14 protein-coding genes are annotated in these 12,483 nt (G+C 33.1%); 3 read left to right on the forward strand and 11 right to left on the reverse strand.

Features of this window, described 5'->3' with window-relative positions:
- Positions 1–30 precede the first annotated feature (30 nt).
- Entirely contained in the window at positions 31–156 is a 126-nt protein-coding gene (locus tag CS937_RS07755) for a YjcZ family sporulation protein (protein WP_099157903.1), read from the reverse strand.
- Between the two features lie 149 nt (positions 157–305).
- Here CS937_RS07755 and CS937_RS07760 point away from each other — a divergent pair, with 149 nt between their 5' ends.
- Entirely contained in the window at positions 306–1,988 is a 1,683-nt protein-coding gene (locus tag CS937_RS07760) for a sensor domain-containing protein (RefSeq protein ID WP_099157904.1), read from the forward strand.
- A gap of 20 nt (positions 1,989–2,008) precedes the next feature.
- Here the strand turns inward: CS937_RS07760 and CS937_RS07765 are convergent, their stop codons facing one another.
- From CS937_RS07765 to CS937_RS07780, 4 genes are all read right to left on the reverse strand, one after another.
- On the reverse strand, positions 2,009–3,157 hold the full coding sequence (locus CS937_RS07765; protein ID WP_099157905.1) for a S1C family serine protease: 1,149 nt from the start codon (positions 3,155–3,157) through the stop codon (positions 2,009–2,011).
- 39 nt (positions 3,158–3,196) lie between these two features.
- Positions 3,197–4,357: a zinc-ribbon domain-containing protein gene (locus tag CS937_RS07770; protein WP_099157906.1), complete on the reverse strand. Its 1,161-nt coding sequence runs from the start codon at positions 4,355–4,357 to the stop codon at positions 3,197–3,199.
- Between the two features lie 309 nt (positions 4,358–4,666).
- The gene (gene lepB, locus CS937_RS07775) at positions 4,667–5,191 is read right to left on the reverse strand and encodes a signal peptidase I (protein WP_099157907.1); all 525 of its coding nucleotides are present in this window, start codon (positions 5,189–5,191) and stop codon (positions 4,667–4,669) included.
- A gap of 84 nt (positions 5,192–5,275) precedes the next feature.
- A complete protein-coding gene (locus CS937_RS07780; RefSeq protein ID WP_099157908.1) occupies positions 5,276–5,635 on the reverse strand; it encodes a PilZ domain-containing protein in 360 nt (119 codons plus the stop codon).
- A gap of 182 nt (positions 5,636–5,817) precedes the next feature.
- On the opposite strand from CS937_RS07780, the gene CS937_RS07785 reads away from it, so the two are divergent.
- Positions 5,818–5,985, forward strand: a complete 168-nt coding sequence (locus tag CS937_RS07785) for a Spo0E family sporulation regulatory protein-aspartic acid phosphatase (RefSeq protein ID WP_099157909.1) — start codon at positions 5,818–5,820, stop codon at positions 5,983–5,985.
- 62 nt (positions 5,986–6,047) lie between these two features.
- Here CS937_RS07785 and CS937_RS07790 read toward each other — a convergent pair whose 3' ends face one another.
- A complete protein-coding gene (locus CS937_RS07790; RefSeq protein WP_099157910.1) occupies positions 6,048–7,211 on the reverse strand; it encodes an aminotransferase A in 1,164 nt (387 codons plus the stop codon).
- A gap of 128 nt (positions 7,212–7,339) precedes the next feature.
- Here CS937_RS07790 and CS937_RS07795 point away from each other — a divergent pair, with 128 nt between their 5' ends.
- Positions 7,340–7,495: an FbpB family small basic protein gene (locus CS937_RS07795; RefSeq protein ID WP_099157911.1), complete on the forward strand. Its 156-nt coding sequence runs from the start codon at positions 7,340–7,342 to the stop codon at positions 7,493–7,495.
- Positions 7,496–7,572: 77 nt separating this feature from the next.
- On the opposite strand, the gene ric is transcribed toward CS937_RS07795, so the two are convergent.
- From ric to CS937_RS07830, 5 genes are all read right to left on the reverse strand, one after another.
- Positions 7,573–8,268: an iron-sulfur cluster repair di-iron protein gene (gene ric / locus CS937_RS07800; RefSeq protein WP_099157912.1), complete on the reverse strand. Its 696-nt coding sequence runs from the start codon at positions 8,266–8,268 to the stop codon at positions 7,573–7,575.
- Between the two features lie 70 nt (positions 8,269–8,338).
- Positions 8,339–9,247, reverse strand: a complete 909-nt coding sequence (locus CS937_RS07805) for a DMT family transporter (RefSeq protein ID WP_099157913.1) — start codon at positions 9,245–9,247, stop codon at positions 8,339–8,341.
- Between the two features lie 610 nt (positions 9,248–9,857).
- Complete coding sequence (locus tag CS937_RS07815; RefSeq protein ID WP_099157915.1) at positions 9,858–10,337, reverse strand: YkyB family protein; 480 nt, start codon at positions 10,335–10,337, stop codon at positions 9,858–9,860.
- 95 nt (positions 10,338–10,432) lie between these two features.
- Positions 10,433–11,026: an SCO family protein gene (locus tag CS937_RS07820; RefSeq protein ID WP_099157916.1), complete on the reverse strand. Its 594-nt coding sequence runs from the start codon at positions 11,024–11,026 to the stop codon at positions 10,433–10,435.
- A gap of 482 nt (positions 11,027–11,508) precedes the next feature.
- Positions 11,509–12,363, reverse strand: coding sequence for a metallophosphoesterase (locus tag CS937_RS07830; RefSeq protein WP_099157918.1), 855 nt, complete (start codon positions 12,361–12,363; stop codon positions 11,509–11,511).
- Positions 12,364–12,483: the final 120 nt, after the last annotated feature.

Below are 12,483 nucleotides of genomic sequence, written 5' to 3' on the forward strand. Positions count from 1 at the left end.
CTAAAGGAGTTAGCACAAGCAAAAAGTGAATTAGCAATAAAATGCGGTCCCTACAATGATTAGAAGAATGAAAAGCACCACTATTAGCGCGAAATTATTGTTATAACCATATCCTTGATATCCACAACCACCGTATCCACCATAACCGTATGGCATACCATTTCACCTCCTGAATGTTTACAGTTATACTATATGTATAAACACACAAAATGGAATGGACGTTTTCATTAGAAAATATTAAAATATTTTGTAAGTAACACAAACGAACCTGTGCAAAACTTATAGCATCGAATAGGGGATTTAGTATGTTAAACGAGAAGAGTTGGCTGAGGGAGGAGCAAATATCTTGGATTAGAGAATTTGCTTCCATTGTAACGGACTGTATATTTATTATGCGAGTTGAAAAGGATCAAACCTATCGATTTATATATGAATACGTAAATAAACCTGCAATGGAGTTAGCTAGAATTACAAGAAGAGATATAGGTAGAAGTATTCTGGAAAGCAACTTTTCAGGAAATGGCGAATATATTCAAGAACGTTATTTAAAAGTAATAACGAGCCAACAGAAGGTATCCTATACAGATAATGTTATATTACCAAACGGGCATTATGAAGCACGTACACAGTTAATCCCTATTTATAATGATAATCAAAAGATTTCTTATGTTTTAGGTGTGACAGTTAATGTGAATCAGTTGTCGGAGAAGTCGGATAATATAAAGTATTTAAATCGCTTATTTTCTATATACATGGATACCACTGATAATGGTGTTGCACTAATTGATTTTAGCGGTAAATTTATCATGATAAATGAAGCTTTTTTAAAGTTGTTTGGATACCAAAAAGCCGATTTACTGAAAATGAACTTAAAGGATTTTCAGCCACATATAAGAGAGAAATTTTTAACTTATTTTAATCTATTACAGCAAGGAGAAAGAATATTAGGCATTGAATTAGATCTCTTAACCAAAGACAAACAAACATTATATACAACCATTAGTTTTACCCCAATCCCGGATGAAAAAGGGGAGTTTGTCGCCTTTGCTGCTATAGTTGATAATATTACAGATGAGATTAAAACAAAACAAGAATTAACATTCACAAAAGATCGATATCGACTCATTGCTGAAAATACCCAAGACTTGGTAAGCATTATTGATAAAAATGGTATCATTCAATATGCTTCACCATCACATACAACAATTCTAGAATATAGTCCAGAAGAGTTAGTAGGGAACGTTGTTATAGATTATATGCATTTGGAAGATAAAAAGTTATTTATGGATGATCTTTATAAAGCTGTGGAAATGGACGAGTCGACAAAACTATCTTTTCGATTAAGAAAAAAATCTGGTGAAGATCTTTGGGTAGAAACAAATATTAAACCAGTTAGAAATGAAGAAAGTTCGATAGTTCGAATTGTAACAACATCAAGAGATATTACCAAACGGATAGAAGCTTCAAATCAGTTAAAGCAATTTGCTTTTACCGATTATCTCACAGGACTTCCTAACAGACGCGAATTTATCGATGTAATCGTTAACGAGAAGGAGCAAGTTGATCAAAAGCAAGCAGAACGAATGGCAGTTTTTTATATTGACGGTGATGGATTTAAAGAAATTAATGATACTTGTGGGCATGAAGTAGGGGATAAGTTTTTAGTTAAGATTGGTGAACGATTAAAAGGGGCCATGCGAAAAGAAGATTTTGTAGCAAGAATTGGCGGCGATGAATTTTCTTTGTTGATGAAGAATGTAAAGAATGTAGATCAAGTGAAATATATGGCTGGTAATATTATTCAAATTATGAAAGAACCGATACAAATTGATTCAGTAGTATTCAATACCACAGTAAGTATAGGGATTAGTATATATCCTGATGATGATAATGATATAGATCGAATTATGCAAAAGGCTGACAAAGCATTGTATCAAGCAAAAAGACACGGAAAGAATACTTTTTATTGTTATGGTGAAATAAAGTGAGGTCATACACGTGTATGATCTCACTTTTTGCTTTCTTTGATATCTATATTCAATATTTTTAATTGATCATTTTCATAACCTATGGTGAATGTATAGCTATACTTTTTCTTTGTAGTTTCTTGTTGATTTTGTAATTTTGTTTCTGTAGTTACGTTTACCGATGTTTTCGTATTGCCATCTTCTGAAATACTACTAGAAAACTCATCATACACTAAATTTATAATATGAACATATTTTTCTCGGAAATCTGGATATGTTGTTTCTGCCTGCATATTACTTCCAAGTAGTGTGTACGCACCGACATAATCACGCGTTAGAATGCTATCAAAATAGTATTCGATTAAATATTGTGCATCCTGTTTAAATTGCTCAGGATCAAAATTATTGAGAATATCAGATGTACTTGCATAATCTAACTGATCCGTTTTAGCTGAAGTAGACCATTCTTCAATTTGTGAATGAACGGTGGTTATAGGTATGCTGAATCCAATCGTTCCATCTTCAGTACCAACAGAATTTATTCCAATAACTTCTCCTGTTGATCGTTTTATTAATGGACCACCACTATTCCCATGGGTGATTTGGGCGGAAATTTGATAAATATCTTCATAAACAAAATTATTCAGTGAAAAATTTCGTTCTGTTCCAGAAATAATACCCAGTGTAACCGTGTTTTGAAATCCATGTGGACTACCAAGAGCAATAACTTCGTCACCTAATTCCGTCTTATCATCCCCAGTTGCAAGTGAAAATGGAGTTTGACCTGCAAGTTGGGGGACTCGAATTACCGCTATATCAGTGTCTTCACCGATACCAACAATTGCAGCTGGATAGATTTTAGCATTTGCTGTACGAACATAAATTGCATCAGCATCCTTAACAACATGAGCATTCGTAATTATATCGCCCTTATCATTGTAGAGAAATCCAGATCCTGTTAAGGTGCTTTTTTCATCTTGGGCTTCAATTTGCAAGACGTTTTTTTCAGCATTGTGAATAATGGTTTTTAAATCCAAAACTTGTTCATTTGTTTTTACTTTATTAATACCCGTATTGTTTATGGCTGTTTCCTCAGATTGCCATTGGTGGTGTATAAGAAATATCCCTGTTACTCCAGTGATTACAATTATGATAGATACAATGATTGGACCGTAATGTCTTTTATTCATGGAAGTTCACCCCAATATTGGCTTGCTAAATAGTGTCTCTTATTCAGTATACCATTTAATCTTATTTACCTTTATATCAACATTTTTCTCTTTTTCATGTATATCAAAATGTGTAAATTCAAATTTTCCCGTTTCATCTGGATACAGCGTATCAGGATATACATACACCTCATTTGATAGAAATTCTTTTCCTTCTTTTGTTGTAAGTGAATATTCTATAAGTATCGAATTAATGGGAATGGTAGCTACACTTTTGACTTGTCCCTTAACGACTAAATTTCCTTGCTCGTCACTTTCGACCTTTACAGAAACTAGCTCAATTGCATCATTTTCATTTAATTGCTGTTCTTCAGCAGCAGTATTTATAGCTTGTTCAATACGCTGTTCTAGAGCTGTTTCGAAAGCGATTTTTTCTTTATCAATTGTTGTCTTTAAGCTTTGTAATTTATCAGAGTCAGATGCATATTTTAATCCATCTTCAACCAAAATACTTGCGTCCGAGAATTGTTTTTTGTTTAACAAATCACTTGCTTTTGAAAACGTGTAGTCAATTATTTGATTACGAATAGAAGCTGTTATTTCTTTTGCTTCATCATTTTTGATGGCGTCTGCTTCCCACAACAATATTTTCAGATCATCAATACTTGGTTTTTTTTGCAACTCATACTTCAACTGTTCAATTTTAGTTGCTTGCCGCTGTGTAACAATCGTATTAATTAGCTCTGTTACAACAGTTCCGTTAAAATTTTTAAGCAGATTTTCAGACTCATTAATAAGTGTTAAAGCTTTTTGAAATTCTTGATTTTCTAATTGATCATTAGCATCTTTTAATTTCGATTGAAGTTTTAGAACACTTTCCATGAAATTACTGGAAACGGCAGCTTCAGATAAATTTTCCTTATGATCTAACGCATCCTGAAACAATTGTTTTGCTTCCTTGTAATCGCCTTTAAGTGCACTTTTTTCGCCTTTTTCATAAAGTTCTTTTGCTTCAGCTGTTTGGTTTTGTAGAAATAAATAATAAATACCTGATGAAAATATGAGAAATATCGTTAAAATTATAGGAACATACCAAAGTTTATTGAATGGCTTTTTTACTTCTAAACGGTCGTAAATATCATTTGGCAACTGATTACCACAATTTATACAATAGAGCTCATCTTCTTTAATTTTTGTGCCACAATAAGGACAATGAGGCATGTTAAAACCTACTTTCAAATGTGGATAAGAATTTTTAGATTTTTAATGGTACGAATACCTTGATTTTAACATATTTTTGCTTTCTTTAGCACGAGAATATTGGTATGATAGTTGAAGATAATGCTATATTTATTACAATCTTTAGGGGTTGTTTTGCTACTACATATTTAGGGGGTGTCACACTATGTGGGAAACTGCTTTTGGGATTATTTGTCTAGGACTCGTAGTACTATTTATTGGTTACTGCGTTTTTGATAATGAGTAACGTAATAGAGAAAAGGCCGGACATAGTAGCCCGGCCTTTTAAACTTATCTCGTCATTGACCAATCATCAAATGGATAAATAATAAATTCTGATCTGCCAATAATGTCTTCTTCATTAATTAAACCTAGACCATTCCTGCTATCTCTACTGATGGCACGATTATCTCCCATCACAAAATATTTATCCTTTTTCACTGTAATAGGACCAAAATTGCCAGTATTATTAATTGCCTCATCACTAATAAATGTTTCTGTATATTTTTCACCATTTATATATAATTGATGATTCCTCATTTCAACAGTTTCCCCAGGTAATGCTATAACTCTTTTCACGTAGTTTTTAATAGGACGCTGAATAATGATAATATCTCCACGATCAGGTTCACCGATTAAATAAACAAATTTATTGAAAATTACTCTTTCTCCATCCTCAAGTGTAGGGTACATGCTGTCACCCTCAACAATAGAAGTTGCAAATACAAATGTTCTTAAGAAAAAAGCAAGTAATATTGCAATAAATATAGCTTTTGCCCATTCTAACCATTCGTTTTTCTTTTTAGTTTCAACCAAAGAAGACATCCTTTCTTTGAAGTTCGATTCATTTACTATAGTATCCTGTATAGGAGACATGGTATAGTCGAATACCTCTAGACATTATTCAATATTCATTTGTTTCGCTTTTGCTAATTCCTTCAGCGTTGCTATCATATTTTTTTGATAGGATTGGTTTGTGTCTAATTGTAAGCCAATCTCAAGGTGGTTACGATAAGATTTTGTCCAGCTAACCTTACCTAAAGCATGAAAAGGAACAGAATTTAATGTGAATGCTAATTTAACTTCCATTTCCTTTGATAATACAATATTATTTTTGCATTTTATTTTAGCACCTTGATTACTTACATCCAAAAGGAGAACACTGATGGTAACTGTATCATGTTCATTTAGCTTTGTTAAAGCCCCATTTATAGGCTCATCAAAAGAATAGCGGAGAGGCTCATTTCGTTTAAAATACATCACTTTTCTCCTTCGTTAGAGTCTATATAAAAAATACCATTTATCGTTACATAATAATAGTCTTTTGCCTGTATAAATAATGTAAAATAAAGTGAACGAAATGCTTGGCATTATTTATTTAACTATGCTAAAGTTAACTATATCGAACACAAGTACGAAAAGGAGGTTGTAAAAAAATAGTAATGTGCGCTACAGATAAGCTTTTAGACCGAATTGAATTTTTACGAAATAAAATGACCGAGATAGCTTTGAATAAAGGTTTTACAAGTGTAGAATCAATTGCTATCAGTCAGGAATTGGATAGACTTTTAAATTTATACAACGATGTTAAGCAATCCCAAAAACAATAAAAGGTGGGATATACACACTAGTGCAATTCTGTAATAGGTGCATCATCCCTACACATTTTTCGTTACATGAAGTTATAGGATTGAAGAAAATCCTCTATATGATCTAACCCCTTTTTCAGCGTATTTAAATCGTACGCATAAGACAGCCGCATATAGCCTTCACCTAATTTAGAAAACGAGTCTCCTGGAACTAATGCAACTTTTCCTTTACGAACCAATTGTATTCCTAACTCAAATGAAGTCATATTTTTAATTGGAAATTTAGGAAAAAAGTAGAAAGCTCCTTCTGGTTTATTTACATTCAATCCCATTTTTATCAATCTCTCATAAACGTAATCCCGGCGTTTCCTGTACTCCTCACACATGACAGCTGAATCTGTCTGACCATTCGTTAATGCTTCCAGTGCGGCATATTGGCTTACGGATGAAGCGCAGGATACATTGTATTGATGTACTTTTAACATGTGAGCTGTAAGCCATTTAGGTGCGAGCACATAACCAATACGAAATCCTGTCATTGCATGCGATTTTGACAATCCATTGATGACAATTGTTTTATCCCTTATTTCCGGAAAACTTGCAATCGAAACATGTGGATGGTCATAAACCAGTTCACTGTAAATTTCATCTGCCAAAATAAAGATATCTCTATTTTTTAACACGGATACAAGTTCTACCAATTCATCCTTTGTAAATGAAGCCCCTGTTGGGTTTGATGGATAGGGGAGAACAACACATTTTGTTTTATCTGTTAAATGCTGTATTAAATTTTCTTTTGTTAATTTAAAATTATCTTTAGTTGTATCAGCATGAACTGCTTTGGCACCAGCCATAGTTATAAGTGGTTCATAACCTGGATAGATTGGTCCAGGAAGGATTACTTCATCATTTGGATTTAATATCGTACGAAAGGAAATGTCTATTGCCTGTGAAGCTCCTGTTGTGACAATTATCTCATTTTCAGGATTATAACGAATTGAATAATGAGATTCATTAAAGACCGATATAGCTTTTCGTAAATCGATAATACCGGCATTATGTGTGTAGGTTGTTTTGTTTTGCATCAATGCATTTAATGCTGCGTTTTTAATATGCTGTGGCGTATGAAAATCAGGTTGACCTATCGTTAAAGAAACTACATTTGTTTCATCTGCTACTAAATTAAAAAATTTCCGGATTCCAGATATTTCAATGTTTTGTACCATTTTATTAATTGATTGCTGCAAAATATTACCCTCCAAAAAAATACTTTGTAAAATCTTCACAAAATGTTCAAATAATTTTGATTTATAAATCAAGAAATAGGGTATACTAGTATTGGATACTTAATTACCTCTATAAAGGAGTGTTTCAAATGAGACCAAAAACACAAAGTTTTGAACAACTTGTTAATCAAAATAGACAAGAATTAATGCAAGATGAGAAAAGATTAACACAAATAGAGACTCGCTTGGAAAAGAAACAAACGAAACTTGTTGCTCAAAAACAAAATCGTTATTCAAATATATAATAACATAGGATGATTTAAAGGTTATGTAAAAAGAATCAGGAGTGGCGTTTATTGCCATTCCTGATTCTTTGTTCAGTCTATAAATTTTTAAACAACACATTATTTTCTAAATGTACGTGCTGGAATGTATCTGATTCCATTTCAGATAGCCGAGCATACGTAATCCGGTAGGAGTTGCATGCATCTAATGGTGGTTCGAAATCATTTGTTATCTCACGCATCCTCTTCAGGACATTTCCAGCTGTTTCATGTTCATCTTCAAGGCCACCATTTGCCACATGGATATGTTGCAGAAGATCTTTATTTGGATTTTTTTCATATTCCTTGATTAATGGAAATACTTGGCCTTCTTCATTAATCATATGTTCTTCCATTTCCACTTTAAAATCATTATATAATTTGTGTAATTCTTTTAAATGAGGGTGATTTGTCCCATGAACCCGAAATATTTTCGTTACAAATTGTCCTAGTGCAGGTAATTCTTCATTAAGATAAGCATGATGAGTGTGGATAATATGATCAATTAATTCTGATGGGCTATAAGCATCCCAATTAGTTACATGATGATCTTCCTGTTGCCAATTGTCGTACGCTGTATTTAATTCGGTTAATACAATTGTCTCATCTATTTTACCTTCTGAGAAAGTTTCACTTAGTTGTTTGTCACCTCCACAACAGAAATCAATTCGATGTTTCTTAAATAAATCACTCGCTTTTGGGAAAACCTTTATAACCTCAGCGGGTGTATGTTCAGCAGTAAATATCATTATCATTACCTCCTAATCGTTAATCTAGTTAAATGATAATGGATTACGCTGAACGATGTAGTGATTGAAATCACAGTTAAGTAAAAATTTTATTTTCCCGTTTTTCTTTTGTTTGAATGGAATATGCTTGAATCAGAATAACAGCTCCTATAATACAACCCATTCCTATCATTTGGATAAAGGAAAATGCCTCATGGAATATAAAAATCCCAATAAGTGTTGCTACAACGGGCTCTATGGTAGTTAAAATAGATGCCTTTGATGCTTCAGTTTGCTGCAATCCATATGTATATACGATATAGGCTAATGCCGTTGGTAGAAATCCAAGGCCAAATGCATATAGCAATACAGTAGGATCTAGTAACAAATGAAATTTCGTTTGGTACGGAAAAAATGGCAATAATGTGACACTTGCTACAACGAACGTATAGGTTGTAATACTTAAACTTGAATATTTTTTTAATGCAAGCTTACTAAAAATACTATACAAAGCATATCCAATGCCAGACCCAATCCCGAATAAGATACTCGACATTTGTAATACATCTAAATTTAAAGGTATTAATCCTACAACAAAACAGGTTCCAAGTAGGGTAATAAACAGAGCAATCAACTTTATTTTTGTTAAGGGTTCTTTAAATAGAAAGAATGATAGTATCGTCACAAAAGCTGGTGCTGTATATAATAAAGCTGTTGCGACAGGTATGGTAGACAAGTCAATAGCTGTAAACATGCAGTAATTAAAAAAGATAATACTGAAAATACCTGTTCCTATATAATATTTTATATCACCGACGGACAGTAGCTTTAGTTTTTTAGGAGAACGAACTAGCATATATAAAAATAGAATGATAGCGGTAGTCCATGCTCTTAACGTCACAACCTCCATAGGTGTAAAACCAAATGTGTATAAATTTTTCACATACCAGCCAATTGTCCCCCACAATGCAGCCCCTAAAATGATATAGAGAAAGGCTTTATTCAAAATTGCATTCCTCCTAGAACGTATTACTATTCAGTTTTTAAGATAAGTATAGGTTTATTGTAACAAATAACAGTCAATGCTTACTAATAAATTATTAAATTCTGAAAGTGGTTGATTCGTATGCTTTTTTCCGGTTTCGATCTAATTCATTTATCACAGCTTTTCTTGTTGGGACTAAATGCTGAGCAATTATTTTTTATCTTCATTTTTATTGGGATACTGATATTTTATCTAGTATTACAGCCTATCATCCATTGGTTTGTAACAGTTAAATCTACGAGAATTCTTAGTTACATCATTAGCAGTTTACTTGTATTGATATGTATATTGATTATAAGTGTATACCAGCGGGAGGCGTTTACGAACTTAATAAAAGTATCCTTACATGGTCTTGCGGCTTTTGGTGCTATTTTATTTCTTGTTCAATGGTTTCGTGTCATTTTTAATAGAAAAAACAAAAGCGTATGATCAGTTTGATCGATACGCTTAAAATATTAGATTGTTATTTCAATTGATGTTGCAATGCACTGCACCTATCATTCTTGTTTGACATAACGATTATTTCCATCATTTTGCTGCCTTTTCTCATTATAAAAGCGGGAAAACACCTTTAGAAATTTCGATATGATTTTTTGGGTGGCCATTCCATTTTTCCGAGAGACGATGGGGTAAAATAGGCAGAGGTGTATTTTTTTTTCTGTGGTTTCTGCTGACTTTTAGGCTTCCAATTGATATATCGATAAACAACTTTTTTTGCTTGTGATAAAGACATTTTTGTTTGAGGGTTTCGAAAGTCTTGATCGAGTGTACCTAAATGCTCAAGCTTTTTGAAGTCTTCTTTAGCAGGAGGTATATGAAAATAATAATTGTCCACTTTTACAAGAAGTGTGGAATGCTGATTGCTGAATTTCGGGTGATTAGAAAAGTGGAGTCCAACTTTTTTCGCACGTTTTTCTTGCAGGAGTCGTTTTATTGTTTCTTTTTTTATATAGTATAAATGTTGCGGCTCTGGTGCAGTTTTAGCATGGCGATTAATTGTGAAGATTGCTTGTGCAAGTTCACTTAATGGAATCGTTTTATTTTCACTCATTCTGTATCCTCCTTCCTGGTAACTGTCTATATAGTATCTCAAAGCTTGTCTACTTTCAAGAAGAAATTGGAGAAAGAAAAAGGAGCTATCTAAAGTTAAGCTCCTTCTACATCTTGTTTTAATTTCTTAATATCCTCAACAATTTTTTCCATATTTTCTCGTTCCATTCCATTGTATTGTTCAATTGCATTACCTTCAGGGGAAACTAGGAAAAAATTTATACCATGCATAAAATCTCCTTCATCCGTTTTTTCAAGCGGGGTTTTAAACGATTTAATTGAGAACTCTTTGATCGTTTTTATATCATACCCTGTTAAAAAATTCCAATTAGCAAAATTTATTCCACGAGACTCACCATATGCTTTTAAAACTTCTGGCGTATCAGTTTCTGGATCAACACTGAATGACACCAATTGCACATCTTCTAAATCAGCTTCCTTTAATTGTTGCTGAAGTTTTTGCATGTTGTATGTCATTGGCGGACATTCCGTTTTACAACTTGTATAGATGAAATCAGCAATCCAAAATTTTCCATCTAATTCACTTTTGCTGACTGATTCCCCATTTTGATTAGTATACGAAAAGTCGTTAACTTCATAGGAGAGGTCACCTTCGTATTTATCACCACAAGCACTTAACACAAATGCAATTACAATAAGTGTAAATGCTAATTTAAAAACTATTTTCATATGTACACATCCTCCATGGAACTTAAATCGTATCAAGTGTAGCACGATTAACCATTAAAAACTATGAATAAACTGTTACATCTGTATGTTGCATCAAAAAAATGGTCTGATCCTATTTATCTTTGGATCAAACCATTGTCATTAATAATATCCTTTATTGTAATGTGGATTATACCCATAACCTTGACCGTACCCATACCCATAAGGATAATATGGAGGGCGAGGTGGATATGGATAATAACCACCGTAACCGGGATATAGAGCTCCATATAAAAAAGGGGCAACTGCAAGCCCGGTTAGGAAAGGTACAACTGGAAATACACGTTCATTCTGGGCAGGGAAAGAGGAGTCACTGTATTGCCGTTCGTCGACATACATTACTGGATAGTTCAGATTAAATCATCCCTTTCATAAAAAAGCTTACACAATAGCCTATGCAAATTAATAAAAAGGGAGCATGTATGATTGGATATCCAGAAAAATTAACTAGGATTTTTTAATGTAAATACTTGGATTTCTGGCTTACAAAGAAAACGATAGGGAAGACGCGTTGTTCCAATGCCTCTGCTAACATATAAGGTTAATTTACCATTGTTAAATGTATGTTTTCCTTGTACATATTTCTCTGCATATGCCGGTGTATATAAATGTCCGATGAAAGGAAAGCGGACTTGTCCTCCATGACTGTGACCTGACAGTTGTACATCAACAGGGAACTTAACAGCTCTATCAGCAAAATCGGGCTCATGAGCAAGTAATATTGTAAACAGTTTCGTATTTACTCCTTGTAATGTACGTTCAAGGTTTGGATTTCCGAGCATAACATCGTCTAATCCTGCTAGATTGATATGTTCATTTTCTTTTGATATTACGGTATTACTATTTTTTAAGAGTTTAAACTCTGACTGATTCATGACGTCACGAACAATATTTGTTCCATAACCTCCATGATCGTGGTTACCATATATCCAATATTTACCATATTCAGCCTTCAATTGGCGTAATGTCTTAATCAGATTATTGTTCCAATGATACGTGTTAGGTTCATCAACAAGATCCCCCGTAAAAACGATTAGATCTGGATTATGGCTGTTGATTTTTGTAACCAAATTATTTAATTGTTCAAGTGTATAATGAAATCCGATATGTGTATCAGAAAATTGTACTATTTTGAAGTTGTTAAATGTACTCGGAATTTTTGTGGATCCAATGGTTTCTTTATTTATATGAAGCATATTTGGTTCTATGTCACGAGCATAGTAATATGTACCCCCGCTTATCCCAAAAACAGCTAGGGTGCTACCAAATAATTTCTTTAAAAATGACCGTCTATTCATACTTGTCAAACCTTTCTATGCTGACAAAATCAGATAATAAAATTATAGCACGGAATAGGATTTAATTTATACCGTAAATTTTATAAGTTTACATAATTTATCATAATTATCAGTCAATTC

The sequence above is a fragment of the Virgibacillus ndiopensis genome, assembly GCF_900187325.1.
Classification (GTDB): Bacteria; Bacillota; Bacilli; order Bacillales; family Amphibacillaceae; genus Virgibacillus_E; species Virgibacillus_E ndiopensis.

Excerpts from the sequence above, each read along its gene's own strand:
- CS937_RS07780 (WP_099157908.1), bottom strand. The coding sequence starts at position 5,635 with ATGTATTTTAAACGAAATGAGCCTCTCCGCTATTCTTTTGATGAGCCT.
- CS937_RS07815 (WP_099157915.1), bottom strand. The coding sequence starts at position 10,337 with ATGAGTGAAAATAAAACGATTCCATTAAGTGAACTTGCACAAGCAATC.
- CS937_RS07770 (WP_099157906.1), bottom strand. The coding sequence starts at position 4,357 with ATGCCTCATTGTCCTTATTGTGGCACAAAAATTAAAGAAGATGAGCTC.
- CS937_RS07830 (WP_099157918.1), bottom strand. The coding sequence starts at position 12,363 with ATGAATAGACGGTCATTTTTAAAGAAATTATTTGGTAGCACCCTAGCT.
- CS937_RS07785 (WP_099157909.1), top strand. The coding sequence starts at position 5,818 with ATGTGCGCTACAGATAAGCTTTTAGACCGAATTGAATTTTTACGAAAT.
- CS937_RS07795 (WP_099157911.1), top strand. The coding sequence starts at position 7,340 with ATGAGACCAAAAACACAAAGTTTTGAACAACTTGTTAATCAAAATAGA.
- CS937_RS07755 (WP_099157903.1), bottom strand. The coding sequence starts at position 156 with ATGCCATACGGTTATGGTGGATACGGTGGTTGTGGATATCAAGGATAT.
- CS937_RS07765 (WP_099157905.1), bottom strand. The coding sequence starts at position 3,157 with ATGAATAAAAGACATTACGGTCCAATCATTGTATCTATCATAATTGTA.
- CS937_RS07820 (WP_099157916.1), bottom strand. The coding sequence starts at position 11,026 with ATGAAAATAGTTTTTAAATTAGCATTTACACTTATTGTAATTGCATTT.
- ric (WP_099157912.1), bottom strand. The coding sequence starts at position 8,268 with ATGATAATGATATTTACTGCTGAACATACACCCGCTGAGGTTATAAAG.
- CS937_RS07760 (WP_099157904.1), top strand. The coding sequence starts at position 306 with ATGTTAAACGAGAAGAGTTGGCTGAGGGAGGAGCAAATATCTTGGATT.